Consider the following 24730-nt stretch of genomic DNA (forward strand, 5'->3'; position numbering starts at 1 on the left):
TTTCTTTAAAGGGATGATGTAGATTTTCGGTGTTCGATACTGCAGTCCAAAAAATACGTCTCGAATTCGAAATAATTCTTTTTGTTTTTTTTCTTTAACATCTGCAAGAGAAGTTCTACCGATTTTTCTGCCATAAGCTGTGTTGGCTGGGTGATTGTTGTTAAAGATGGGTTGAGACTGTTGGCAAAAGGGGTGTTGCTAAAGCCAATTAAGTTCATGTCATCAGGAATTTTCACCTCTAATTTATTTAATATGTGCAAAACTTTTAGCGACAAGGTGTCTGTCGTTGAGAGGAGTGCATTTGGAGCGGAGGGCTTATTTAATAACGTGTTTATTTTGCTTTCCAGTTCGTCATCGATATTATCTTTGGGGCTTGAGTAGGATATTTCAACAATATTTTCTTCTTTAAAAGGAATAGAGGCATTAAAGAGGGCATCTTTATATCCTTTTATTCTGCTTACATTTCCACCGATATCTTTGCATAATAAAAGAATGATATTTTCGCGTTTGTTTTTGATCATTTCTTCTGTTGCCTGATAGATGACTTTGTTGTTTTGGATTCCGATTTTAAAGGTGTCGAGTTGATGGTTTATCCGGTCAAAAATAATCACAGGGCAGATCTGTTCCATGATATAAAACAAGAGTGATAAACTTGAATCATTTTTTACAGGAGAAATGATTATTCCTTCGATATTGCTTTGTATGCAAAGTTCCAGTGCTTCCTTTTCTTTTTTCTCATCGTTAAAAGTCTGCAAGAGGATGAGTTTATAATTCGTCTGCGATAAAATAAGGGAGATGTCTTCGTAAAAATCAAAGAAAAAAGAGCTTGAGATAAATGGAACAATGATCGCTAGGGTGTTTGATCGCCCCGTTTTTAAGCTTTTTGCGGAGAAATTTGGTATATAATTAATTTTCTGCGTGAAATCTAAAATTAACTTTTTTGTTTCTGCGCTTATTTCATGGCTATCGTTTAGTGCTTTGGAAATGGTTCCTGGAGATAGGTTTAACTGTTGGCCAATCTCTTTTAACGTAAATCTCTTCATGTGCTCGATCCTCTTTCATTGATTGTAATTGTTCTAGCGTCAATACGATGGTAGATAGCGCTAGAATTATTATTGAATTATCGGTTAGTGTTTTTAATGTATTAAGCCCGAAAATTCTTGAAATTATAAAGATAAGATAAAAAACATGTTTTCAAATGGAGATCAAGAAAAGCGTTGTTGATGAAAAAGAAGTTTTCCGCAAGTGTTAAACAAGAAAAGCTAATCCTGCGATTAGCTTTTCTTTAGTGATCCCGCTGGGATTGGCTCAGCCCCTCATTTCCCAAGCGCACCCCTGAGCCTCCATTGGATCGAACCCGGCCGACCCTTCTTTCGAATCTTAATATCTTTAAAACAAGAAGAGCTAATCCTGCGATTAGCTCTTCTTTAGTGATCCCGCTGGGATTGGCTCAGCCCCTCATTTCCCAAGCACACCCCTGAGCCTCCATTGAATCGAACCCGGCCGACACTTCTTTCGAATCCTAATATCTTTAAAACAAGAAGAGCTAATCCTGCGATTAGCTCTTCTTTAGTGATCCCGCTGGGATTCGAACCCAGGACCCATACATTAAAAGTGTATTGCTCTACCAGCTGAGCTACGGAATCCTTTCTGTTTTTGAAAGTGATGCAAAGGTAGAATTTCTTTTGATATATGCCAAATTATAGCGTGCAAATTTTGACGAAAAGGCCTTAACTGCTTAATAAATAAACGGATTATTTTTTTTATCGCGCTTTTTTTGCATGGATTATTCGGTCTGCTCCATTAATATCTTTTATGAGTTTGACCTGTTCAAATCCTTTTTTGACCATAAGTTCCTTCATTTCTGGACCGAGATATTGATTGATTTCAAAATATAGATCTCCATCTGGGGTTAAATGTTTCAAAGCAAAGGATGAAATAACATCATAAAAAATCAATGGAGCACTTTCTTCAATGAATAATGCGAGCTCAGGTTCATAAGCCAATACGTTTTGATTCATATGCTGCTTTTCTCCCGGGGTTATATAGGGCGGATTGGATACAATGATATTATAATGTTGGTCGGAGAAAATGTATTCCCATTCAAATATATCCGCATTGATAAATTGAACCTGAGTTTTTAAATTCTTAGCATTTTCTTGTGCTGTATTTATCGCCTCTTTTGAGATGTCTATCGTTGTTACTAGGGCATTATTGAGATGCTTTGATAAGGTGATCGGGATGCAGCCAGAGCCAGTTCCGATATCTATAATTTTTAGGTTTTGAGAAGATTTGTGGTTTTTGATGATCAGATCGACAAGTTCTTCAGTTTCCTGGCGTGGAATGAGGACCGATTCATTGACCTGGAAAACTTCACCATAAAAATCTGCTTTATTGAGTATGTACTGTATAGGTCTGTGCTTTTTTAGATCCTGAAGGATGCTAAGTACTTCAGTCTTATCCGCCTCCTTGACGATATCTGTTTTTCTCAATTGATAATTGGTTCTATTTAACCCAAACTTTTCGGCAACAACCACTAAGAATATTGCTTTTATTTCATCCTCATCATATAACCCCTGAAGCTCATGTTGAAATAATAATTCGAAATCTTGAAGTATTTTCATGTGTCAAAGGTACGATTTTCATAGATTTGTATCCATGGATATGCACAAGCAATATATGCATCGTTGTTTGGAACTGGCCCAAATGGGCGCGGGTTCAGTGAGTCCCAATCCAATGGTTGGGGCTGTCATTGTTTTGGACGGTAAAATTATCGGTGAAGGATATACTTCTCCATATGGTGGACCACACGCTGAGGTCAATGCGGTACAGCAGGTTGTGCAAAAGTATGGGGAAGAAGCAAAACGGCTTATCGAGGGAAGTATTTTTTATGTTAGCCTTGAACCTTGCGCGCATTATGGAAAGACACCGCCATGTGCCAATATGATTGCAGAGCTAAAACCCTTAAAAGTCTATATCGCTTGTTTGGACCCTTTCGCCAAGGTGAATGGCAAGGGAGTTGAGATACTGCGCGAAGCAGGTATTGAAGTTGAAATTGGTTTACTGGAAAAAGAGGCTGTATGGCTCAACCGTCGGTTTTTTACACGTATTGGTCAATTCCGCCCATATGTTATTCTAAAATGGGCGCAGTCGAAGGACGGTTTTATGGGGATGCAAAATAAACAAATTTGGTTAAGCAATGCTGCTAGCCGACAGTTGGTTCACCGCTGGAGATCAGAGGAAGATGCTATTTTGGTCGGTACAAATACCGCAGTTGTAGATAATCCCAGTCTGACCGTAAGAGAATGGCAGGGTAACAACCCATTGCGTATTCTTTTAGATAGAGATCTTGCCATTCCACTAGATGCCAATATTCTAGATGATCAAGCTGATACAATCGTCTTCAATGCTAAAAAGACAGATTGGACAGCAAATGTTAAGTATATTGAGCTTGAAAATTACGGGTTGTATCTGCCGCAGAATATTCTTTATCAACTATATTTAATGGATGTTCAGTCAATCATCATAGAAGGAGGGCGTGCTACGCTGCAAATGTTTATCGATGCGGATCTCTGGGATGAGGCGAGGGTGTTTGAAACCGAAAAAAAGCTATTTAATGGAATTACGGCTCCACAATTTAGTGGACAATTGCTTGAAAGTAAATTGGTTTCCAATGATCTTTTAAAGATCTATAAGAAACAGTGATTATTAAATTGTATATTTAGGGAATTAAGCCATAGCCGGTTAATTTAATTCTTAAATTACAATTATGTTAGTTACAGAAAACTTAATGCAGTTTATCTGGAAACTTCGGCTATTTCGTGCAAATGGGTTGCATTCTACGGATGGTGAACCCTTGGCCGTTGTTCATGTGGGGCAATACAATACAGATTCAGGCCCCGATTTCCTGATGTCACATATTAGGTGTAAAGATAATGATTGGTTTGGTCATGTCGAGATGCATATCCAATCTTCGGATTGGGATCGACATTGTCATCAAGAAGATGCCGTTTATAATAACGTTATCTTACATGTGGTTTGGAGAAACGATAAAGTTATTTACCGAAATGACGGTACATCAATACCGACATTGGTGCTTTCGGAATATGTCGAACAGCATCTGTTGGAACGGTATTCAACGATGATGAACGCAAAAAGTTCGATACCTTGTGAGTTTCAGTTTGGTTCAATTGATCTTTTTAAAAAATCCATGTGGCTGAGTACTTTAGCTGTTGAACGCCTAGAAATGAAGGTTCAACAAGTTTTGTTGATTTTAGATCAATTTAATACGGATTGGGAAAAAACGTTATGGGTATGGATTTGCAGATGTATAGGATTAAAAGTTAATGCCGATACATTTCAGGAGCTTGGGGAGAAATTACCTTGGAACATTTTACAAAAATATCGTTCAAACCTATTTAAAATAGAAGCTCTTTTCTTTGGGGTTAGTGGGTTGTTAATTCAGGAGTCAGGAAGCGAGTATATGAAGCAGTTAGCCGGTGAATTTGAGTATCAAAAGCATGTACACGGTATAGAGGTTGTTTATGGGGTTTGGAAGAGGATGAGAATGAGACCTTATAATTTTCCCGCACGGCGAATTGCTCAATTAGCTGTCTTGTTTAGCAAGAACGAGTTGGGCGTTGCTAAGATTTTGGCTGTCGATGATTTGGAAAGAGCTCGAAAATTATTTAAGATAGCGTCGCTAAGTGATTATTTTGACGGACATTTTTCCTTTGGTACAAAAACGAAGATAAAAGAAACACTTCGGTTGGGTAATGAAACTATTGACACGCTTGTTATTAATGTGATTATTGTTTTTCTTTTTTCATACGGTAAATATTTCAGTATTCAGACCTATATTGATAGGGCCCTAACTCTTTTGGAGCAGCTTCCTTCAGAAAAAAATATGGTTGTGAGACAGTTTGCCCAATATGATTGGCATCTTCAAAGCGCATTGCAAAGTCAGGGGATTTTACAATTAAAGAGATTTTACTGTGATCGGAAACGCTGCCTTCATTGCAGAATCGGATGCGAAATTTTAAAAAGAAATTAATTTTTTAAGATCTCTGCGATCTCTTTATGGCCTTTTTCAAAGGCCAGGTCCATTGGAGCTAACCCTGAAATATTGATGATTCTGGTGTCGGCTCCATTTTCGAGTAAGGCAACAATAAAATCGATATTACCATATTGGGCAGCGAAATGAAGTGGAGTTTCGCCAGTCGCTTGAATGGCATTGACATTAGCATTGGCCTCGATTAGCAACTTACCGATCTCTTCATTGTTGTTTGCAGCGGCAATATGTAGCGGAGTGGTGAGTTGTTCATTTTTGGTTACGACATTCGGATTGACTTTTTTGGACAGTAAAAGACGTACAATGTCTGTTTTGTTGAAATATGTTGCTAAAGTTAATGGCGTAAAGCCCTGTGACGACCATTCATTGACAACAGATGGTGCTTGCGAAATAATGGCCTCCAAGTATGAAGTTAACCCAGCCGCGCAAGCCTCATGGATAGTCATGGATTTGGTGTGTTGTAAAAGTATCCGTATGATCTGGGGTTTGTTGTAATAGCAAGCCAATAGTAGGGGAGAAATTCCATGACTCGTTGTTTCTTGTAAAAGTTCGGGATTCCCAATCAATAATAAGTCGATATCATGGCTTTTGCCTTCTTCAATATATTGTTCTAAAACGGAAAGGTTCATGTCTTAACAAATTGTCTAACGTTGTTACTAAAATAGACTTTATTGATGAGAATAAGCGTTTGATTTGCGAAAATATTTGTATTTAATTTTCCTTTGGATTGAACTGAAATTTGGAAGAAGTTTTTTTTTGCGGGGTGAATTGGATCTTAAAATCTGGGAAAAAGGAATTTTTAGGGTATTTTATATACACAAATGTGTAGTAATGCGCATAATGTTTTTGTAAATTAAAAAGTAGATGTACTTTTGTTAAGCCCCTCCCAAGGGCATGTTTTTCATAGGTAGATGTAGGGTCGGGTGTTTCTCACTACGACCCTTTTTTTATAGCTTTGTTTTTATTATTTTAAAAGAGATGTCTAAGAGAAAAATTGTTGTTGCCATTACTGGAGCTAGCGGCTCAATCTATGCTAAAGTTTTACTTAAAAAACTATTGGTATTAAAAACACAGATCGCAGAGGTTGGGATTGTGATGTCGAATAATGCGAAGGATGTATGGCGTGCGGAGTTGGGCGATGAGAGTTATCAGGATGTGCCGTTCAAGTTTTATGACAAGGGTGATTTCTTTGCTCCTTTTGCATCAGGATCGGCTCGCTATGATACTATGATTGTCTGTCCGTGTTCAATGGGGACATTATCAAGGATAGCCCACGGTGTGTCTTCTGATTTGACAACCCGAGCGGCCGATGTCGTGCTAAAAGAGCGACGAAGATTGATTTTGGTTACCCGTGAGACACCACTAAGTATTATACATATCCAGAACATGAAATTGGTGACAGAGGCCGGAGGTATCATTTGTCCGGCATCACCTTCATTCTATAGCTTACCAAAGACTTTGGACGAAGTCGCGGAAACCGTGGTTGATCGGATTTTGAGTCTTGCTGGGTTTGAATTTAAACATTATCAGTGGGGAGAAAATGCCTAGTTATTCCTCGTTGAAATCTATTTTTAATGTTCTATAATAAATTTGTATTTTGTAACTTTGTTTCTCGAAATGAAGCAATCACGAGCATCACGCGAAAAAGTTATTTATAGCTATATGATTTATAGTGATAAAGCCACTGTCTGTCCATTCTTACTTCGCTCGCTACCCGCTTCGATAAACAAGTTGTATCCTTTTAATTTCAATCACATTCATATATGAAAAGCTTATTGATTACTTCTGTTAAAGTAATTTTACCTGGTAACGAATTTCATCAGCAGCAAGTTGATGTATTTATCGAAAAGGGAAAGATTGCACAGATTGGAAAATCTGTCAAAGTAGCTGATAAAAACATAGAAACCTTAGATGGTGCCGGAAAAGTTTTAGCGCCAGGTTTTTTTGACCTACATGCCAATTTTGGAGAACCTGGATTAGAAACCAAAGAAGACATCGTTAGTGGAAGCGCAGCAGCTGCTGCTGGAGGATTTACTGGAGTAGCCGTAATGCCTAATACCGAACCGGCGATTCAAAGCCGTTCCGAGGTTGCACTTATTGTCAATACAGCGAAAGGAAATATTGTTGATGTACATCCAATTGGAGCGATCAGTAAAAAGAGAGAAGGGAAAGAACTGGCCGAGCTATTTGATATGAAGCAAACGGGTGCTGTCGCTTTTAGTGATGGAAACAGGAGTGTACAGCAGGCGGGATTAATGAGCAGAGCGTTGTTATACGCTAAGGGATTCGATGGATTGATTTTTTCACATGCTGAAGATGAGTCTATGGCAGGTGGAAACAAAATGAATGAAGGTGCGATGAGTACTTATTTGGGAATGAAAGGTATTCCTAACCTGGCCGAATCGTTAATGGTTTCTCGTGATCTGTATTTAGCGGAATATACTGGAGCTCCAATTCATTTTGCATCCATCAGCACTCCAGAAGCTGTCGATCTGATAAAAAAAGCGAAAGCAAAAGGTCTTCCAGTAACATGTGATGTTGCTGCACATCAATTGGTGTTTACTGATGATGATATTGTCGGTTTTGATAGTAATTATAAGGTAAGCCCCCCATTACGCACAAAGGCAGATCTGAAGGTATTACTTAAAGGCGTTAAGGACGGTACTATCGATGCTGTCGTTTCGCAACACACACCGCATGAAATAGAATTTAAGAATGTTGAATTCCATATTGCAAAAAATGGAATTATTGGACTGCAGACCGTATTACCACTCTTGATTCGTGCTGGATTAAATGAAGAACAAATTGTCAATAGTCTTTCAGTTAGACCCCGGCAGATTCTAGGACTTGAAGTTCCTCTTATTGAGGAGGGAGCAATAGCCAATCTTGTCGTATTTGACCCTGTGAAGATTTGGAACTTCGATGAAACAACAAATAGATCTAAATCTAAAAATTCTCCATTATTTGGACAGACTTTAAAAGGTGCTGTCGAATTGATCATCAATAATAATCAAATCATAAAAAACGATTAAAACCATGGAAGCAAATATTAAAGCAGCCGTTGAGGCAGGTATATTAAATTATGGCAAGGTTGATGGGATCTCGACTGCCCCGGAATTTCTTGAAAAGATTATTGCCGTATTCAATACGGAAGCAAGTTATTTAGAGAAATTAGAACTGTTGGATCAATCTTTTGATGATTATCCACTTTTTGATGAGTTGCGTGAGGTTTATGTAGACCTTTTACTCATGAACTTTTTCTCCAATGATGTTTTAAAGCTTGAAGATGACTATTTGGATTCCGAGGAATGGGAGGCTATAGAAGATGAAACTATAGATAGGGGAACAGAATTGTTGAATATTTTTCTTTATTTAGGGGAATGCAAGGACGATGAGATTGAACCTGAATTGGATGATTTCTTAAAGGAATTTTTATTAGTTGATGAAGATGAATTTCAGGATGAGCATGAAATTTATGAAGATATCATTGCCAATCAAATTGTAGTAGATAGCCCGTATGCTGAAATTGCAAAAGTAGGAAAAGGATTAAATCCGAGAAGTGAAGTCTACGAACTTTTTTATCCTATCATGAGCTTCTTTAGTGAGTTGAAACCATCTGAAAAACAATTTGAAGAGTATGCAGAAGCGTCTTCCAATAAGGCATTTGATATTGCACTTTACCAAATAATTAGTACTTACTATAACAAATAATTTTTATGGCAGATTCAATCAACCAAAGTAATGTAGGATTTGATGCGGTAATTGACAAAAAGAAAAGTATTATTTACGGTGTTATCCTGGGAATAATTTCTTTCATTCTCGGATTAGTCGTCTTGTTTGTTGTCAAAGACTTAAATTCCTTTTGGGGGGTAATGTCGATGTCATTTATTGTTAATACTGGTCTTTTTGTTATTATTTCTGCGCTTTTCGCTTTCTCTCTTAGGAAAGCAAATGGCGGATACTGGAATTTTTCTATAGCATTAAAATCCATATTTATGATGCTTGCTATTTCCACTATTATTTCAACAATTGGGACACAGGCGTATGTTAATTTCATTAATCCAACTTTACAAGAAAAGGTGGTGACACATACAATTAATGTTACAATTGAGTATATGGAAAAGAACAATGTGCCGGATGAGGTTATCGATTCAAAAATCGCGGAACTTGAAAAGCAAGTTGATGCTATTGGAAAGATAACGCTAGGGCAGGTGCTCAAAGGGTTGGCTATCACGCTGATGTTTCAATTTGTTTTTGCATTACTATTATCAGCCTTGACAAAACGAGAAAAATTGGTGATCAAACAAGAGACCAATTAGTGTTTAATAAAATAAAATTGACCCTATAAGGTATTACTGAAAAAGTAATACCTTTGTTGGTATTATAATACTACATTTTTAGCATGATTAACATTCACATGGATATTTCTGTTGTTGTTCCTTTATTTAATGAAGAAGAATCCTTACCCGAATTGACAGCTTGGATCGACCGCGTTATGGCGGCCAATCATTTTTCCTATGAAATTATTTTAGTTGATGATGGGAGTAAAGATAATTCTTGGAAAGTTATCGAAGAGTTGAAGTTAAAGAACACGAATATTTCTGCGATAAAGTTCCGACGCAATTACGGAAAATCTGCGGCTTTAAATGTAGGCTTTGCTGCTGCACAGGGCGATGTGGTTATTACAATGGATGCAGATCTACAGGATAGTCCAGATGAGATTCCTGAACTGTATGATCGGATCGTGAATAAGGGAGCGGATTTAGTATCGGGTTGGAAGCAAAAACGCTATGACCCATTGACCAAAACAATCCCAACCAAATTATTCAATGGGGTGACAAGATCGATGTCTGGAATTTATAACCTGCATGATTTTAATTGTGGTCTTAAAGCTTATAAAAAAGATGTTGTCAAAAACATCGAAGTTTATGGCGAGATGCATCGTTATATCCCTGTTATTGCGAAATGGGCAGGATTTACCAATATACAGGAACAGGTAGTACAGCATTACCCACGTAAATATGGTACCACCAAATTTGGCCCGGGTCGTTTTGTGAAAGGTTTCTTGGATTTATTATCCATATTTTTTGTCGGGAAATTTTCGAAAAGACCGATGCACTTTTTTGGTGTTATGGGCGTGATTAGTTTTCTTGCAGGTTTATTTATCTCCATTTATTTAATTTGCCACAAATTGATGAGTATCGCCAGCGGCACACCATTTAGAGATATAACAGATCAACCTTTATTTTTCTTTGCGCTGACAGCGATTATTTTGGGAACACAATTATTTCTGACTGGTTTTTTGGCTGAGTTAGTGTCTAGAAGCAGCTCCGATCGGAATGATTATCAAATTGAGAAAGTCATTTAATTAATTATGCGAATTGTGATTTTAGGGTCCGCTTATCCGTTAAGGGGCGGTGGGATAGCATCTTTTAATGAACGATTGGCATTTCACTTTCAGGAAGCAGGGCATGAAGTGGACATCTATTCTTTCAGCTTACAGTATCCTAATTTCCTTTTTCCCGGAAAGTCTCAATATTCGGATGAGCCAGCACCAACTGGCCTTCATATTAAGACCACGGTCAATTCCATTAATCCATTTAATTGGATTAAGGTAGGTAAAGAACTAAAAAAGGCAAATTATGATTTGCTTATTGTACGATTTTGGATGCCGTTTTTTGGACCTTGTTTGGGAACAATTCAACGACAAGTTCGAAAAAATAAACATACTAAGATTGTATGCATCGCTGATAATATCATTCCTCATGAACAACGGATAGGGGATAGCTTATTGATTCGTTATTTTTTAAAGTCTGTTGATGCTTGTCTCACCATGAGTAAAAGTGTGCTGGCAGATCTGAAAATGTTAAGCCCGAAAATGCCAGCGGTATATACGCCGCATCCACTCTATGATAACTATGGTGTACATCAGAGTAAAAAGGAAGCACGTCGATTACTTAAGATTGCCGAGGGGGATAAAGTCGTATTGTTTTTTGGTTTTATTCGTCAATACAAGGGTTTGGATATCCTCCTGGAGGCATTGGCTGATCCCAGAATACGTACCCTTGGGGTGAAATTGCTGCTCGCAGGCGAATTTTATGGTGACCCTGCTCCTTATTTGAACCTTATAAAAAAGTATAAACTGGAAGAGTTTATTTTTATGCATACTGATTTTATTCCTAATCAGGAGGTCGGAAGGTATTTTTCAGCGGCAGATTGTGTGGTCTTGCCCTATCGGAGTGCTACACAGAGTGGAATTACGCAGGTTGCTTATCATTTTGATTTACCGATGATTGTCAGTAACGTTGGGGGATTGCCTGAATTAGTTCAGCATGAGTATGTTGGTTATGTCGTGGAACCTGATGCCCGTCAAATGGCCGACGGTATTTTTTCATTTTACCACTACAATAAAGAAGAGCAATTTAGAACAAATATTATTGACGAGAAAAAGAAATATAGCTGGGATACTTTTGGCAATGAACTCCTTAAGTTGGTCGATTGATTGACATTCGTGATTTTATTTGTATATAAAATCAAATTTATCTAAGTTTGGGAGACTTAGGTAGAATTTAAAAGGAGGAGAGATTTTGTTACCGTTTACACAAAGCAGTTTAACGAAAATAGAGGAGTTTTTCAAAGAGCAGGGGTATAAAGTGAGGTACGAGAAAGGTTCCTTTCGTACCGGTGCCTGTATGTTGCAGACGACAAAAGTGGTCGTAGTCAATAAGTTTTCGAATCTTGAAATAAAAATCCAGTCACTGTGGAATATATTACTGGATATTGATATTGATTCGGAGGTTATTTCTGAAAAATTTCTTCCACTATATGAAGATGTGTTGAAATCAAAAATTGTAGCTTGAGAATAACATTTTTAGGAACCGGAACATCACAAGGGGTGCCAGTAATAGCATGCCAATGTCAGGTCTGTCAATCTGAAGACAAACGTGATAAGAGATTACGTTCTTCTATTCTTATTGAATACAATCAGCATACATTGGTTGTCGATACCGGTCCTGATTTTAGATACCAGATGCTGCGCGAGAAAGTTATGCATTTGGACGCCGTATTAATGACGCACTCACATAAAGATCATATTGCGGGACTGGACGATGTTAGAGCGTTTAATTATCAGCAGCATAGTTCTATTTCAATTTATGGCACCGAAGCACTTCATGAAGCACTAAAGCGTGAATTTTATTATGCATTTACGGAAATTAAATACCCAGGAGCGCCTAGACTGGATTTGGAAGAGATAAAGGCTGGTGTGCCATTGTCTTTATTCGGAAAGGAAATTATGCCTATCGAGGTCCTGCATTATAAAATGCCTGTGTTGGGCTTTAGAATTGGAGATTTCGCCTATATTACTGATGCGAAGTTCATTTCTGACGAATCAAGAAAATTATTGGAAGGAGTAAAGATTCTTGTCGTAAATGCTTTACAGAAGGAATCTCATATTTCACATTTAACGTTGGAAGAGGCGATTGAATTTGCCGATGATATTCATGCCGACAAAACCTATTTTACACATATTGGACATCGAATGGGATTGCATGAAGTTGTTTCAGGAGAATTGCCCGAAAATATGTTTCTAGCCTATGACAGATTACAGTTGGATATAACCTAATCTATTTAATATAAAACTATAGTCCTTTTTTCGTTGTTATACCTATAAAAAATAAATTAGGTATTAAATTATAAGGAAATGGGAAATTTACTGTACATCATCGCCGTTATTTTAGTTATCATTTGGGCGATAAGCTTTTTTGGAGGTTATGCGGCTGGAAATAATATCATCCACATTCTTTTGGTGATTGCAATTATCGTTGTATTACTACGTGTTATTCGTGGCAATGCTTAACCATTTAAATTAGTTTTAAATAAAGTTGGGCAATTTGTAAGTCTTGGGGATAGGTGATTTTTATATTCTTAGAATCACCTTCAACAATATAAATACTTTTGCCCGTTTTTTCGACCACTGAAGCATCATCTGTAAAAAGTGGATCTTCATCTTGTTGGTAGGATTTTAACAACAATGTTCCGAGGAAGACTTGTGGAGTTTGTATCAGCCAAATCTGATTTCTATCTGTGGCGGTATTTGTGGATATATTTCCTAAACGCACCGATTCAACACTCTTTTGTGCCAATACAATTGCTTGGTGTTCGTAAGCTCCCTGAAAAGCCTTTCTAATTAAATCGTCCGAAATAATCGGACGAGCTCCATCGTGTACGGCGATGTAATCTTTAGGACCAATGTCGAAGTTTTGTTTAATGTAGTCTATACCGTTCTTTACGCTTTCGAAACGAGTTTTTCCGCCAAATGCAATATGTATTGGTCTGTCAAACTGATACTTTACACATAACTGGTTCCAATAGCTTTCCATTGCTTCACTGATTACCAAGATAACTTCTGAAATGGTGTTGGATTGATAGAAGCGATCAATAGTATGCATCACGATCGGCAGCCCATCCAAGTTAAGAAACTGCTTTGGAAGATCGCTTTTCATCCTGTTTCCGATTCCTGCAGCAACGATTATGGCAAAATTCATGGTATTATTGAAGGGTTTTTATTTAAAAAAAACGTGGATAGTTATGAAGCCATCCACGTTTTCTGTTTTTGTTATATCAAATCATTAGATAATTAACATGGCATCACCATAGCTATAGAATCTGTATTTTTCTTTTACTGCAACTTCGTATGCATTCATGACGTTTTCGTAACCAGCGAAAGCAGCAATCATCACCAAAAGTGTAGATTCTGGCGTGTGGAAGTTTGTAATCATCGAGTTTGCAATACTGAAATCGTAAGGAGGGTAGATGAACTTACTGGTCCAGTCAGAAGCCGCTTTTAAGTGATGGTCTGCCGAAACAGAAGATTCTATTGCACGCATAGAAGTCGTTCCTACAGCACACACACGACGTTTGTTATCGATAGCTTTATTAACAACGCGCGCAGCCTCATCAGTGATGATAAACTGTTCGGAATCCATCTTATGTTTGGTTAAATCTTCGACTTCAACGGTACGGAAAGTTCCAAGCCCAACGTGAAGAGTAACTTCTGCAAAATCAACGCCTTTTAGTTCCAAGCGTTTCATTAACTCTCTGGAGAAGTGAAGTCCCGCTGTAGGTGCAGCGACAGCCCCTTCATTTTTTGCATAGATTGTTTGATAACGGAATTTATCTTCCGGTGTAGCTTTACGCTTGATATATTTAGGAAGCGGAGTTTCACCTAAGATTTCGATATTACGGCGGAACTCTTCATCGGTACCGTCAAATAAAAATCTAATTGTACGACCACGAGAAGTTGTATTGTCAACCACTTCGGCAACCAATAAATCATCATCACCGAAATATAATTTGTTGCCTACACGGATTTTACGCGCAGGGTCTACCAATACATCCCAAAGACGAAGTTCATTGTTCAATTCACGCAACAAGAAAACTTCAATCGTCGCTCCAGTTTTTTCTTTATTACCGTAAAGGCGCGCTGGAAAAACTTTAGTATTGTTTAAGATCATGACATCCTTGTCATCGAAATAATCCAATACATCTTTGAAAATTTTGTGTTCAATTTTACCAGTATCTCTATGTAGGACCATCAAGCGTGATTCGTCACGATTTTCAGAAGGTTCAGAAGCAAGTAATGATTCTGGTAAGTTGAATTTAAATTGAGATAACTTCATCTTTAATAATAGTATATATTAATATCTGCCTTTCAGTGCATTACAGTGCACCAAATACCAGGCTGCCAAAAGCATACAAAGTTATAACTTTTTCGGGTATGGAAGAGCCATATTTCTAATTAATGTATATATTTTTGGGGATTTTGACATTAAATCAAAACTATATTGTATTTTAGAATACAATTATGCTATTTTTTAGATTGATATTGGAGAGTTGTCAGTTTGCTTTTTCGGCATTGAAAGACAATCGTACTCGCACCTTACTTTCGCTGCTGGGTGTGACCATCGGTATTTTTACGATTATTGGTGTATTTTCTGCAGTAGATACCCTACGGAATAATATAGAGGAATCAGTAAAGAAGATTGGCAGCAAAACACTGTATATCGAAAAATGGCCCTGGGATGGCGGCCCAAATTTCCCTTGGTGGAAATACTTGAATAGACCCGAACCCACATACAATAATTACCTGGATTTAAAAAGCCGGATGACGACGGCTGAGTATATGGCGTATATGATCAATATCGGCAATACGACTATTAAATATAAAAATAATTCGGCCCAAGGCTCATCGGTTAATGCTGCGACTTACGAAAATCTTTACATTCAAAATTTGAATATTATAGATGGTCGTTACTTTGCTGAAAGTGAGTCGAGGGGTGGAGCTCTTGTAACTGTGTTGGGCGCAAATATTGCAGAGGGGCTTTTTCCTAATGAGGAACCAGTTGGCAAATATATCAATATGTTAGGCCGAAAAATTCAGGTTATTGGTGTATTAAAGAAAGAAGGAAATGGTGTATTGATTAATACCTCTCCGGATGATACAGCCTTTATTCCGTTTGAGCTGGCTAGAAATTTGGTCAACTATGATAATTTCTCACCGAGTATAGCGATGGTTATTAAATCGAACTACACGCTTGGCGAGGCTGAGAGCGAAGCGAAAACACTTATGCGGTCGATTCGTCGTATATCACCACAACGGGAGGAGAATTTTTCCATTAACCAGACAACAATGATCACAGGTGCATTGGATCAGCTTTTTGGTATCATTAATCTGGCGGGTTTTCAATTGGTATTTTTTCAATTTTAGTCGGCGGTTTTGGCATTGCCAATATTATGTTTGTAAGTGTCAAAGAACGTACACATATCATCGGAATTCAGAAAGCGCTAGGAGCTAAAAATTTCTTTATTCTTTCACAATTTTTAGTAGAGTCTATTGTACTTTGTTTGTTGGGTGGAGGGATTGGTCTCGTTGTCGTCTATTTTTTGGCTTTTGTGGTACAAGCTTCGACTGGCGTTGCTATTGTGGTCAGTTTGAAAATGGTAATGCTTACTGTTTCACTTTCTACTTTTATTGGGTTAATATCGGGCATTGTTCCAGCTTTAATGGCTTCTCGATTGGATCCGGTAGAAGCGATTCGGAGTAAATAAAAAAGGTATGTTTAAAAGGGCTCAATTTTCGATATTACATGGATTTTGGCTTTTAATCTTTGCTTACAGCTGCCTGTTGATGGCTGAAATTACTTTTCGCTATCGCGGCTTCTCTCTCGATGCTAATTTCTTGATGATTAAGCAGACCGAAATAGAATCACTTTGGTGGTATCGCTACGTGTTTTATATCCATGTTTGCACGGCTATCTTTGCCTTGCCTGCCGGCTTTACGCAGTTTAATACTTATCTATTGAATAAATATCCGCGAGTCCATCGAAGTATCGGGTATTTATATGTATTCGCCATTTTGGTTTTTGCCGCTCCTTCAGGTTTGCTTATTGGATCCGTGGCGAATGGCGGGTTAACCGCTATTATTGCCTTTGAATTATTGGGGCTTGGATGGTGCTATTTTACATGGCGGGCAGTTCGTTTGGCGAGTCAGCGAAAATTTGATAAACACCGTGATTTTATGATCCGTAGTTTTGCATTAACCTGCTCGGCATTGACCCTACGTTTTTGGAAGGTTGCTTTAGTATACTTCTTTCAGCCCAATCCCATGGATGTTTATCAAATTATTGCATGGCTGGGATGGATACCTAATTTGTTGCTGGCGGACTTTATTATTTATCAAAAAAATCATAAATTATGAAGAAAAACCTTTGTTTACTGTTATTGCTTGGAGCAGTCCTTGGTTGTAAGGATGGGAAAAGTAAAAAGAATGAAACTGCCGAAATAAAAGATACTGTTGCCGTCGAGCGTGAGGCCCATCAGGAACTTTACGGTAATTGGGTTGGCGACTTTGTTGTTGATGAAAGTACACTTGGAGAAGACGAGGGTTTGCCAACAACGGATTACGCTCCGAAGATAAATCTGACGATAAAGAAAATTACCGATAAAGGAGGTGTTTATGGACAGAATGTTGTAAAGGGGAATCTGCGCTCTTTTGTAGGGAAGTTGGAAGAAAACGGTGCTGATATTCGCTTATTATTGGATGAACCTGGAGACAGAAAATCCGACGGGCGTTTTGAAATTAAGCTTAATCATGACACGCTAATTGGTAACTGGTCTGCGTATGACCAGGGTGTAAAGATCAAAAAGCGAAACTTTAAATTGTTGAAAAAACAATCTGCCTATAATCCAAATCTGATGCTTAAAAATCAGGATGGAGAGGAGGGGACCTTGGTTGACTGGATTAATGAAAAAAGAAAAGAGGAAACTGACGTGGATGGTGACTCAACGTATACATACATTATACAATATTATAGATCTGCATCTCCCGCAGTCTTTACTGTAAATGCGTCTAAGCAAAAGTTGACAGAGAAAGATCTGAAAAACCTCAAGAAATTAGATTTGGAAATTATTCGGAATACCATTTTCGCCCGACATGGCTATGCGTTTACTAAACCCAGCATTCGCCAATTTTTTGAGCCTGTAGATTGGTATGTACCTATTTCAAAAGATGTGAGTGCAGACTTAAGTCAACTGGAAAAAGATAATATAGCCTTGCTGACTAGGTTTGAAAAATATGCAACAGATAATTATGACACCTTTGGAAGATAGATAATCCAGTTAGCATTATGAGACAATATTTATGCGATCAATCACACAAAAAAGGCTTTACAATGTAAAGCCTTTTTTGTGTGATTGATTGTGATGTTTTATCCTTTCTTCCGAATGGAAATCGCATTTTTATGCGCCTGTAGTCCCTCGAGTTCAGCGAGTATTTCAACCACTGATCCGATTTGTTGAAGCCCGGTTTCGTTTATATGTTGAAAGGTAACTTTTTTAACAAAAGAATCTACCGATACGCCTGAATAGGAGCGTGCATAACCTGATGTCGGTAGTGTGTGATTTGTACCTGAGGCATAATCTCCTGCGCTTTCAGGTGTTAAGTGCCCTAAAAAAACAGAACCAGCATTGCTGATATAGCGTGTTAAGGATTCCCATTGGTCCGTCTCCAAAATAAGGTGTTCCGGTGCATAATCGTTTGAAAACTGTATGGCCTCCTGAAGCGTCTCAACAGTTACTGCATAGGAATTTTCAATCGCTTTTGAAGCGAGTTCCTTGCGTGGCAAAACCGCTAACTGGGCTACAAGGGCTGTGTTGACTGCATCAACTAGCGCATTGGATGTTGCAACCAAGACTGCTTGACTGTCGGCTCCATGTTCAGCCTGTGCCAAAAGATCTGCTGCCACAAATGCTGGGCTTGCCGATTCATCCGCGACGACCAGCACTTCGGATGGTCCTGCAGGCATATCAATACTGACATTTGCTAGCCCCTGTATGATGGATTTTGCTTTTGTGACAAATTGATTGCCCGGGCCAAAGATCTTATCCACTTTTGGTATGGTCTCCGTTCCAAAACCCATCGCTGCAACAGCCTGAGCACCTCCAACTAAGTATATTCTGTTTATCTTAAGTAATTTTAAACAAAAAGCGACAAAGCCATTGATTTTTCCATTGGATTGAGGTGGAGAACAAACGACGATCTCTTTGCATCCAGCTATCCTTGCCGGGACACCAAGCATTAAAAGCGTGCTTGGTAAAACTGCTGACCCGCCAGGGATGTAAAGTCCAACTTTTTCAATCGGACGGACTTCTCGCCAGCATTTTACACCGGGCATCGTTTCAACCGTACGCTCTCTTTTTAGCTGTGTACTATGGAATTTATGGATATTTTGAAAAGCGATTTCAAGTGCTCTCTGTTGATCACGGCCTATGGTAGACGCCAAAGCGTCGATATCTTCCTCGTCTAAATATAATCTGTCAAGTTCAACTTTATCAAATTTGGCGGCATATTCGCGCAGAACCACATCACCTTGTTGACGTACTTGTTGAATAATCTCCTGAACAACATCCTGAATTGCATTGTTGGGGTCCATATTTCGGGCAACCAATTGTTGTATTTCCTCTTTCCCTAGGGTCTTGTAATCATATTTTTTTAACATAGTCGTACCTCGCGTGTCAAGTTTAAAGGATGATTTTTTCAATTGGCATTACAACGATACCTTGGGCACCTTCAGCTTTTAACTTATTGATCTTATCCCAAAAGTCATCTTCCGTGATAACAGTGTGTACAGCAACCCAACCTTCTTCTGCCAGTGGAACAACCGTAGGACTCTTAACACCGTGTAATAAAGAAGTAATAGCCGGCAAATTTTTCTTTTCGACATTCAATACCACATATTTAGTTTCTTTTGCTAAAAGAACAGATTCGATACGTTGCACTAATTCCGCCAAAACTTCATTGCCTTCCAATCCCTTTCTTCCGACCAATATGGCTTCTGAATTTTTAACATCAGCAAAAGGCTTCAAACCATTACTTTTTAGTGTTCCACCGGTCGATACGATATCACAGATCGCATCACTAAGACCCAAACCGGGGGAAATTTCAACTGAGCCAGATATCAAACGGATATCTGCATTGATCTTATACTCGTCTAGAAAATTCTTTAGGATATTTGGATAAGAGGTTGCGATTGCTTTGCCGTTAAGGTCTTTAATGTCTTGGATGGTGCTATCTTTGGGAATAGCAAGTTTCAATGTACATTTTCCAAAACCAAGCCTCTTGATGTATTCTACTTTAGATTCGGTCTCATCAATGATGTTTTCACCGACGATGCCCAGGTCGGCTATACCTTGTTCCACATATCCCGGAATATCATCATCTCTCAGAAATAATATTTCGAGTGGGAAATTCCCAACCGTGGTGATTAAAGAACTTTTGTAGTTCTCGAAGTCTAAACCACAATTTTTCAGTAATTGAACAGATTTTTCGTTTAACCTACCCGATTTTTGGATAGCAATTTTAAGATTTTTCAACGCTTTATAAATGTTAGCAGTAAATTATTAATAATAAGAAATCAAACAAGAGGGAAGGTATTCTACGTAAGAACACATTAAATTAACATATCGCCACAATGGCGATGATGAAAATGAAAATGATGTACGCAAGTATAGACCATGTTTGTATTAATAACTGCAAGCAAATGTATAGTAAATTAATGGGAAATGCAAGACTATCATTTTAAAATTCTTATCCTAATGGACTTGTTGTTGAAATGAATTCAATTTTCTTGAAAAAATTGTAAAAACTAGGTCATTGATTGGGGAATACACTATAATTTAGACAAATGACAATGCTGATTTCCTATCCTATAGTAAGCTGTTTGAATTACTCCAATAGTGAGCTGTGAAATTTTGTCCAATCGAAATGTTTCTTGATAGGGTGACAACTCTCATAAATTTCCTTATTTTTAAGGATTGGGGAGTGACTTATTAAGTTAATAGCGGATAAAAGTGACAATAGTGGGGGGAGAAGTTGTTGTTTAATAAATTGGAGTAGTGTGTTTAGTGGTACCTAATTCAAGGGAATTGTAAATTAGATCAATTATTTGTTAGATGAAAAGATTAGCTTTTATTTTTATTTGTTGCGTTAACTGTCTTTATGGCCCTGTTCTAGGACAAGAAAGTCCAGCGTCTACGTTAGATATCCGGATATTGGAGTCCATAGCTGAGACTCGGACAGCGCCACAAACACAAACATTTAAAGTGCTTTCTGATATCAATAACTATATTCAGATAGCTGTTCCTGTTGGTTTACTGGTGGCAGGTGCGGTCAACGATGATAAGGCAATGCGTCAGAATGCCCTGTATGTCGCCAGTAGTACGGCTGTAACAGCGCTAGTGAATGTTGGTTTAAAACATATCTTTAAGCGAAGTAGACCATTTAAAAAAATATCCTAATTTCATATCGGTTCGTACAGCCGGTGGGTATTCCTTTCCCTCTGGTCATACGTCATCTGCTTTTGCTACGGCTTCTGCTTTGTCTCGAGCCTACTCGAAGTGGTACGTCGTTGCGCCATCCCTTTTATGGGCGAGTAGCGTGGGATATTCAAGGATGTATTTGGGCGTACATTTTCCCTCCGATGTATTAACAGGAGCTGTACTAGGAACGGGAGCGGCCTTTGCTTTGGATGGATTAAAGAAATAATATAGCAATAGAAAAAAAATGATACAAGAGGTTATTAAAATATTGGTTGTTGGATGTGGAAATATGGGCGCATCTCATGCGAAGGCATATCACGATTTAGATGGCTTTCAAATTGTGGGTCTAGTAGCTCGCGGGGAGAGCAAAAGTAAACTGAATGAGCAATTGGGAGGTAACTATAAAATGTTTGAATCTTATGAGGATGCACTTCAGGAAACGAAACCGGATGCCGTTTGTATTGCGACCTATCCAGATACACATAAAGCGTATGCTATAAAAGCCTTTCAGGCTGGCGCTCATGTTTTTATTGAAAAGCCTTTAGCTGAAGACGTGATTTCGGCGCAGGAAGTCGTCGATGCAGCGCTGCAATACGATAAAAAATTGGTTGTTGGATATATTTTGAGGTATCATCCCTCCTGGATCAAATTTATTGAAATATCCAAAACAATGGGAAAGCCACTTGTTATGCGTATGAACCTGAATCAGCAGAGCCATGGGTATATGTGGGATGTGCATAAAAATCTGATGTCTAGTTTAAGTCCCATTGTTGACTGCGGAGTTCATTATATTGATGTCATGTGTCAAATGGTGGGGGCGAAGCCATTGTATGTATCTGCAATAGGTGCACGGTTAACCGATGAGATTCCTGCCTGGAACTACAACTACGGACAATTGCAGCTGCATTTTGAAGATGGGTCCGTAGGATGGTATGAAGCCGGATGGGGACCAATGGTCAGTCAAAACGCTTTTTTTGTAAAGGACGTTTTTGGACCTAAGGGCGCCGTTTCCATTATCGCAAACAAAGCAAGCGATGAAGGTAAATCGGATTCGGTAGCATCCCATACACAAACAGAAAGCCTTCGCGTACATTACGCCGATTTAGATTCGGCAAACGAATTTACGAAGGTCGATGAGTGGGTCAACTTATCTGATGAGCCTGATCATCAAGAATTATGTAATCGGGAGCAATTATTCTTTCTGCAGGCGATTGTAGATAATTTGGACCTTTCTGATTCGATGGAAGATGCTGTTAATAGTCTACGGATTGCTTTGGCATGTGACGAAGCGGTGAAAACAAAACAGATGATAAAATTGTAGTTCATTTTGCTTAGCGATCACGTTTTTACATTTTATGGAAATATGAAGAGAAAAAAGTAAATAAATAAAAAAATAGCGTAAAAGATAGGCTTTTTGGTCTGTCTTTTGTTATTTAGCTACATATTTATCACTCTTATGAATAATTTACTCAACGTTGCACTATTATTTGGATTATCAATTTCGACAACCTATGCACAAGATAAGCAATGGCAGATGGAGTTGGTGTTTAAAGGTGAAGTTTCCCCTGAAAAATTTGAAAATGAAGTTCCGGAATTTGCAAAAGAGTTTTATGAGCCATTTTTGAAAGGAAAAATGGCTTATCGGAATGTGGAGATTTTAGCTGATGCCGATTATTCTTCCACTGTAGTGAATCAAAAAGCACATGCTATTTTAAATCGAAAATTAGCAAAAACATATTCGTATTCGGTCGGCGATGATATTGTTACTGCCGAAGCATACAATCCAGCCTATAAGATTGTCAGTGCGAAGTTAGGGGAGTCGGAAGGTCCCTATGTGCATCTGCAAGATATGGGCGAGATCGAATCGATAGCGGGAATTACCTGTAAGAAAGCAAAGTTATTTATAAAAAACAATGCCGATTCTGCAGTAGCAACGGTATGGTATTCGGAAGCGGTGCCTACTTATTATTTGACGGCATTTTCATTTATCAATGATTTGCCTGGAGGTGTGCTCAAATTGTCTTTGGGTGAGAACAATGATCTTGGTTTTGAAACAACGAAAGTCACCAATGTATCTTCTGCGGCAGATTTCGAGCTTCCCAAAAATGCAAAGGTGATTGATATCTCGGGGGGAGGTAATACGAGTGAGGGGGAAGATGTGAGTTTATTTGAAGATACTTTCCCATTGGATAAGTCACTTAAATGGACCATGGTCAAGGATAAAGATACCAATGATGAATATTATGGTATAAAAAACATGGCGGGAGAAGATGTGCTGCCATGCTCTCTTTTCTCTTTAGCGTATTTTAATGAGCAGACTGCTATTGTTTCAGATAAGGATAATTATTTTTGGTTGTTGGATAAGAAGGGGGGGAAGGTAAATAAGGAAGGGTTTGACTGGCTTACGCCAGCAAATCAAAAACTTGCTATTTTTCAGAAGGATGGTAATTTTGGATTGGTTACACAGGAAGGGAAAGTTCTGCTTGACAAGAAGGAAAATATCAGTAAATTTTTAGACAATTATTTGATGTTCTCTGAAAATGGAAAAGTTGGATTGTTGGATGAAAATGGGAAGATTTTATTAAAGGCGAACTTATTATTTTTAGATGCTGATAATGCTGGAAATGTTCTGGTCCGGGAGAAGGAGGGTGAAGAAACGAAAACGTTAGACCTGGAAGCTTTTTTAAAGACCTATGTGAAGTGATTTTAAAGTCCATGCATTAATATAAATTTATTATTTATAAAAAAGGCCTTCGATACTATCGAAGGCCTTTTTTATGTGTCTATTTAATTGTGCATTTGCACGATTAAGGAATGTTCAAGAACTTATGTGTTTGTAGTGAAATATCCCATTTAGGGTTTTCTTTTACGTAGTCAATAATAGAAGGTGTCATCTCTTTAGATTTCGACCATTCAGGTTGAAGGTATAATCTACAGTTTTGTCCTACAAGTTGTGCGTATTCTTCTCCCCATGCGAAATCGCTTTTATTGAAAACGATAACTTTAAGTTCACCAGCAGCTTCTAACACATCTTTCCGTGGAGCTTTGAATTTTTTTGGAGATAAACATATCCAGTCCCATTCGCCACTCAAAGGATATGCACCTGAGGTTTCAATAAACGTTTTAATGCCCGCCTCATGAAGTCCTTTTGTTAGGTAATCCAAATTATAAATAAGTGGTTCGCCACCCGTAATGACAACTGTTTTTGCCGGATATTTCTTTGCATTTTCGATAATCGAATCTGCGGTTGTAAGGGGGTGGATAGATGCATCCCAACTTTCCTTTACATCGCACCAGTGGCAGCCCACATCGCAACCACCCAATCGTATGAAATAAGCAGCAGTCCCGGTGTGGTAGCCTTCTCCCTGAATAGTGTAAAATTCTTCCATTAAGGGCAATAGTGTTCCGTCTTCTGGTACTTGATTTGACATAGTTAAAATTTCAGTCTGCAAAGGTAGCAAATATTAATGAGATGCTCAATTTGTCCTGTGGCTTTTAAGTAGCTGTCCTGTCATTTTTTTTATATATAGTTGCTGGTAATAATCTGTTTTATCCCTTTTATTTTTAGGTTGATGTTTAAGCAAAGCACATTGTTTACCGCTACTATGGTATCAGGTTTATACGATGTTTTCTATTAACAGCGAAACAATACTCTTTTTACAGGGGTGTAACAAGGGGTTAATAGGGATTTACCCCTGTTAACCCCCTGTTATACCCCTGTTAACCCCTTGCTATACCCCTGTTAGTATATAACCTGATTTTCATTCATTGTTGGGATGTACA

Annotated in this window: 27 protein-coding genes and 1 tRNA gene; 19 read left to right on the forward strand and 9 right to left on the reverse strand. The window is 38.2% G+C overall.

Annotation, left to right across the window (positions count from 1 at the left end):
• Window positions 1–5: 5 nt before the first annotated feature.
• The 3 genes from DTA23_RS22845 to prmC form a co-directional block, all read right to left on the reverse strand.
• Entirely contained in the window at window positions 6–1043 is a 1038-nt protein-coding gene (locus DTA23_RS22845) for a LacI family DNA-binding transcriptional regulator (RefSeq protein ID WP_112376135.1), read from the reverse strand.
• A gap of 530 nt (window positions 1044–1573) precedes the next feature.
• Window positions 1574–1646: transfer RNA gene (locus DTA23_RS22850), tRNA-Lys, on the reverse strand.
• A 117-nt stretch (window positions 1647–1763) separates the two neighbouring features.
• Window positions 1764–2624, reverse strand: a complete 861-nt coding sequence (gene prmC / locus DTA23_RS22855) for a peptide chain release factor N(5)-glutamine methyltransferase (protein ID WP_112376136.1) — start codon at window positions 2622–2624, stop codon at window positions 1764–1766.
• Window positions 2625–2658: 34 nt separating this feature from the next.
• Here prmC and ribD point away from each other — a divergent pair, with 34 nt between their 5' ends.
• A complete protein-coding gene (ribD, locus tag DTA23_RS22860; protein ID WP_112376137.1) occupies window positions 2659–3705 on the forward strand; it encodes a bifunctional diaminohydroxyphosphoribosylaminopyrimidine deaminase/5-amino-6-(5-phosphoribosylamino)uracil reductase RibD in 1047 nt (348 codons plus the stop codon).
• Between the two features lie 64 nt (window positions 3706–3769).
• The gene (locus DTA23_RS22865; RefSeq protein WP_112376138.1) at window positions 3770–5053 is read left to right on the forward strand and encodes a DUF2851 family protein; all 1284 of its coding nucleotides are present in this window, start codon (window positions 3770–3772) and stop codon (window positions 5051–5053) included.
• On the opposite strand, the gene DTA23_RS22870 is transcribed toward DTA23_RS22865, so the two are convergent.
• Window positions 5050–5700, reverse strand: coding sequence for an ankyrin repeat domain-containing protein (locus tag DTA23_RS22870; RefSeq protein WP_112376139.1), 651 nt, complete (start codon window positions 5698–5700; stop codon window positions 5050–5052). The genes DTA23_RS22865 and DTA23_RS22870 overlap by 4 nt on opposite strands.
• A 349-nt stretch (window positions 5701–6049) precedes the next feature.
• On the opposite strand from DTA23_RS22870, the gene DTA23_RS22875 reads away from it, so the two are divergent.
• The 9 genes from DTA23_RS22875 (at window position 6050) to DTA23_RS22915 (ending at window position 12929) form a co-directional block, all read left to right on the forward strand.
• Window positions 6050–6619, forward strand: a complete 570-nt coding sequence (locus DTA23_RS22875) for a UbiX family flavin prenyltransferase (protein WP_070567704.1) — start codon at window positions 6050–6052, stop codon at window positions 6617–6619.
• 215 nt (window positions 6620–6834) lie between these two features.
• Window positions 6835–8103 (forward strand): dihydroorotase, encoded by a 1269-nt coding sequence (locus tag DTA23_RS22880; protein ID WP_112376140.1) that lies wholly within the window; start codon window positions 6835–6837, stop codon window positions 8101–8103.
• A gap of 4 nt (window positions 8104–8107) precedes the next feature.
• Window positions 8108–8782, forward strand: coding sequence for a hypothetical protein (locus DTA23_RS22885; RefSeq protein ID WP_070567700.1), 675 nt, complete (start codon window positions 8108–8110; stop codon window positions 8780–8782).
• A 5-nt stretch (window positions 8783–8787) separates the two neighbouring features.
• Window positions 8788–9390: a DUF4199 domain-containing protein gene (locus tag DTA23_RS22890; protein WP_112376141.1), complete on the forward strand. Its 603-nt coding sequence runs from the start codon at window positions 8788–8790 to the stop codon at window positions 9388–9390.
• A gap of 98 nt (window positions 9391–9488) precedes the next feature.
• Window positions 9489–10439, forward strand: a complete 951-nt coding sequence (locus DTA23_RS22895) for a glycosyltransferase family 2 protein (RefSeq protein ID WP_046674669.1) — start codon at window positions 9489–9491, stop codon at window positions 10437–10439.
• Between the two features lie 15 nt (window positions 10440–10454).
• The gene (locus DTA23_RS22900; RefSeq protein WP_218565452.1) at window positions 10455–11573 is read left to right on the forward strand and encodes a glycosyltransferase; all 1119 of its coding nucleotides are present in this window, start codon (window positions 10455–10457) and stop codon (window positions 11571–11573) included.
• Window positions 11574–11658: 85 nt separating this feature from the next.
• Entirely contained in the window at window positions 11659–11931 is a 273-nt protein-coding gene (locus DTA23_RS22905) for a hypothetical protein (protein ID WP_070567695.1), read from the forward strand.
• Entirely contained in the window at window positions 11928–12695 is a 768-nt protein-coding gene (locus DTA23_RS22910) for an MBL fold metallo-hydrolase (RefSeq protein ID WP_070567693.1), read from the forward strand. Before DTA23_RS22905 ends, DTA23_RS22910 begins: the two co-directional genes overlap by 4 nt.
• A 78-nt stretch (window positions 12696–12773) precedes the next feature.
• Window positions 12774–12929: a lmo0937 family membrane protein gene (locus DTA23_RS22915; protein WP_104382583.1), complete on the forward strand. Its 156-nt coding sequence runs from the start codon at window positions 12774–12776 to the stop codon at window positions 12927–12929.
• Between the two features lie 4 nt (window positions 12930–12933).
• On the opposite strand, the gene DTA23_RS22920 is transcribed toward DTA23_RS22915, so the two are convergent.
• The gene (locus DTA23_RS22920) at window positions 12934–13617 is read right to left on the reverse strand and encodes a 2-C-methyl-D-erythritol 4-phosphate cytidylyltransferase (protein ID WP_112376142.1); all 684 of its coding nucleotides are present in this window, start codon (window positions 13615–13617) and stop codon (window positions 12934–12936) included.
• An 84-nt stretch (window positions 13618–13701) separates the two neighbouring features.
• On the reverse strand, window positions 13702–14751 hold the full coding sequence (queA, locus tag DTA23_RS22925) for a tRNA preQ1(34) S-adenosylmethionine ribosyltransferase-isomerase QueA (protein WP_070567689.1): 1050 nt from the start codon (window positions 14749–14751) through the stop codon (window positions 13702–13704).
• A gap of 185 nt (window positions 14752–14936) precedes the next feature.
• Here queA and DTA23_RS22930 point away from each other — a divergent pair, with 185 nt between their 5' ends.
• The 4 genes from DTA23_RS22930 to DTA23_RS22940 are packed head-to-tail and all read left to right on the forward strand — an operon-like array spanning window position 14937 to window position 17740.
• Entirely contained in the window at window positions 14937–15839 is a 903-nt protein-coding gene (locus DTA23_RS22930; RefSeq protein ID WP_370445129.1) for an ABC transporter permease, read from the forward strand.
• A gap of 26 nt (window positions 15840–15865) precedes the next feature.
• On the forward strand, window positions 15866–16180 hold the full coding sequence (locus tag DTA23_RS30640; protein WP_370445130.1) for an ABC transporter permease: 315 nt from the start codon (window positions 15866–15868) through the stop codon (window positions 16178–16180).
• A gap of 7 nt (window positions 16181–16187) precedes the next feature.
• Window positions 16188–16829, forward strand: coding sequence for a DUF2306 domain-containing protein (locus DTA23_RS22935; protein WP_112376143.1), 642 nt, complete (start codon window positions 16188–16190; stop codon window positions 16827–16829).
• Window positions 16826–17740, forward strand: a complete 915-nt coding sequence (locus DTA23_RS22940) for a YARHG domain-containing protein (RefSeq protein ID WP_112376144.1) — start codon at window positions 16826–16828, stop codon at window positions 17738–17740. Before DTA23_RS22935 ends, DTA23_RS22940 begins: the two co-directional genes overlap by 4 nt.
• 98 nt (window positions 17741–17838) lie before the next feature.
• Here DTA23_RS22940 and hisD read toward each other — a convergent pair whose 3' ends face one another.
• Complete coding sequence (hisD, locus tag DTA23_RS22945; RefSeq protein WP_112376145.1) at window positions 17839–19128, reverse strand: histidinol dehydrogenase; 1290 nt, start codon at window positions 19126–19128, stop codon at window positions 17839–17841.
• Between the two features lie 22 nt (window positions 19129–19150).
• Window positions 19151–20002: an ATP phosphoribosyltransferase gene (gene hisG / locus DTA23_RS22950; RefSeq protein WP_046674456.1), complete on the reverse strand. Its 852-nt coding sequence runs from the start codon at window positions 20000–20002 to the stop codon at window positions 19151–19153.
• A gap of 579 nt (window positions 20003–20581) precedes the next feature.
• Here hisG and DTA23_RS29750 point away from each other — a divergent pair.
• The 4 genes from DTA23_RS29750 to DTA23_RS22965 all read left to right on the forward strand — a co-directional run bounded on the left by DTA23_RS29750 (window position 20582) and on the right by DTA23_RS22965 (window position 23651).
• Window positions 20582–20926 (forward strand): phosphatase PAP2 family protein, encoded by a 345-nt coding sequence (locus tag DTA23_RS29750; RefSeq protein WP_256604626.1) that lies wholly within the window; start codon window positions 20582–20584, stop codon window positions 20924–20926.
• Window positions 20927–20930: 4 nt separating this feature from the next.
• Window positions 20931–21173 (forward strand): phosphatase PAP2 family protein, encoded by a 243-nt coding sequence (locus DTA23_RS29755; protein ID WP_256604704.1) that lies wholly within the window; start codon window positions 20931–20933, stop codon window positions 21171–21173.
• An 18-nt stretch (window positions 21174–21191) separates the two neighbouring features.
• Window positions 21192–22268, forward strand: a complete 1077-nt coding sequence (locus DTA23_RS22960; protein ID WP_112376146.1) for a Gfo/Idh/MocA family protein — start codon at window positions 21192–21194, stop codon at window positions 22266–22268.
• 135 nt (window positions 22269–22403) lie between these two features.
• Window positions 22404–23651, forward strand: coding sequence for a hypothetical protein (locus tag DTA23_RS22965; protein WP_112376147.1), 1248 nt, complete (start codon window positions 22404–22406; stop codon window positions 23649–23651).
• A 103-nt stretch (window positions 23652–23754) separates the two neighbouring features.
• On the opposite strand, the gene DTA23_RS22970 is transcribed toward DTA23_RS22965, so the two are convergent.
• Entirely contained in the window at window positions 23755–24378 is a 624-nt protein-coding gene (locus DTA23_RS22970) for a 7-carboxy-7-deazaguanine synthase QueE (RefSeq protein WP_075993340.1), read from the reverse strand.
• Window positions 24379–24730: the final 352 nt, after the last annotated feature.

The sequence above is a fragment of the Sphingobacterium multivorum genome, from assembly GCF_900457465.1.
GTDB lineage: Bacteria > Bacteroidota > Bacteroidia > Sphingobacteriales > Sphingobacteriaceae > Sphingobacterium > Sphingobacterium multivorum.

Coding starts and splice junctions, on each gene's coding strand:
- DTA23_RS22885 (WP_070567700.1), top strand. CDS start 8,108: ATGGAAGCAAATATTAAAGCAGCCGTTGAGGCAGGTATATTAAATTAT.
- DTA23_RS22940 (WP_112376144.1), top strand. CDS start 16,826: ATGAAGAAAAACCTTTGTTTACTGTTATTGCTTGGAGCAGTCCTTGGT.
- DTA23_RS22960 (WP_112376146.1), top strand. CDS start 21,192: ATGATACAAGAGGTTATTAAAATATTGGTTGTTGGATGTGGAAATATG.
- DTA23_RS22915 (WP_104382583.1), top strand. CDS start 12,774: ATGGGAAATTTACTGTACATCATCGCCGTTATTTTAGTTATCATTTGG.
- DTA23_RS22895 (WP_046674669.1), top strand. CDS start 9,489: ATGGATATTTCTGTTGTTGTTCCTTTATTTAATGAAGAAGAATCCTTA.
- hisD (WP_112376145.1), bottom strand. CDS start 19,128: ATGTTAAAAAAATATGATTACAAGACCCTAGGGAAAGAGGAAATACAA.
- prmC (WP_112376136.1), bottom strand. CDS start 2,624: ATGAAAATACTTCAAGATTTCGAATTATTATTTCAACATGAGCTTCAG.
- DTA23_RS22930 (WP_370445129.1), top strand. CDS start 14,937: ATGCTATTTTTTAGATTGATATTGGAGAGTTGTCAGTTTGCTTTTTCG.
- DTA23_RS22880 (WP_112376140.1), top strand. CDS start 6,835: ATGAAAAGCTTATTGATTACTTCTGTTAAAGTAATTTTACCTGGTAAC.
- DTA23_RS30640 (WP_370445130.1), top strand. CDS start 15,866: ATGTTTGTAAGTGTCAAAGAACGTACACATATCATCGGAATTCAGAAA.
- DTA23_RS22875 (WP_070567704.1), top strand. CDS start 6,050: ATGTCTAAGAGAAAAATTGTTGTTGCCATTACTGGAGCTAGCGGCTCA.
- DTA23_RS29750 (WP_256604626.1), top strand. CDS start 20,582: ATGAAAAGATTAGCTTTTATTTTTATTTGTTGCGTTAACTGTCTTTAT.
- DTA23_RS22970 (WP_075993340.1), bottom strand. CDS start 24,378: ATGTCAAATCAAGTACCAGAAGACGGAACACTATTGCCCTTAATGGAA.
- DTA23_RS22865 (WP_112376138.1), top strand. CDS start 3,770: ATGTTAGTTACAGAAAACTTAATGCAGTTTATCTGGAAACTTCGGCTA.
- DTA23_RS22965 (WP_112376147.1), top strand. CDS start 22,404: ATGAATAATTTACTCAACGTTGCACTATTATTTGGATTATCAATTTCG.
- DTA23_RS22890 (WP_112376141.1), top strand. CDS start 8,788: ATGGCAGATTCAATCAACCAAAGTAATGTAGGATTTGATGCGGTAATT.
- DTA23_RS22870 (WP_112376139.1), bottom strand. CDS start 5,700: ATGAACCTTTCCGTTTTAGAACAATATATTGAAGAAGGCAAAAGCCAT.
- queA (WP_070567689.1), bottom strand. CDS start 14,751: ATGAAGTTATCTCAATTTAAATTCAACTTACCAGAATCATTACTTGCT.
- ribD (WP_112376137.1), top strand. CDS start 2,659: ATGGATATGCACAAGCAATATATGCATCGTTGTTTGGAACTGGCCCAA.
- DTA23_RS22845 (WP_112376135.1), bottom strand. CDS start 1,043: ATGAAGAGATTTACGTTAAAAGAGATTGGCCAACAGTTAAACCTATCT.
- DTA23_RS22935 (WP_112376143.1), top strand. CDS start 16,188: ATGTTTAAAAGGGCTCAATTTTCGATATTACATGGATTTTGGCTTTTA.
- DTA23_RS22920 (WP_112376142.1), bottom strand. CDS start 13,617: ATGAATTTTGCCATAATCGTTGCTGCAGGAATCGGAAACAGGATGAAA.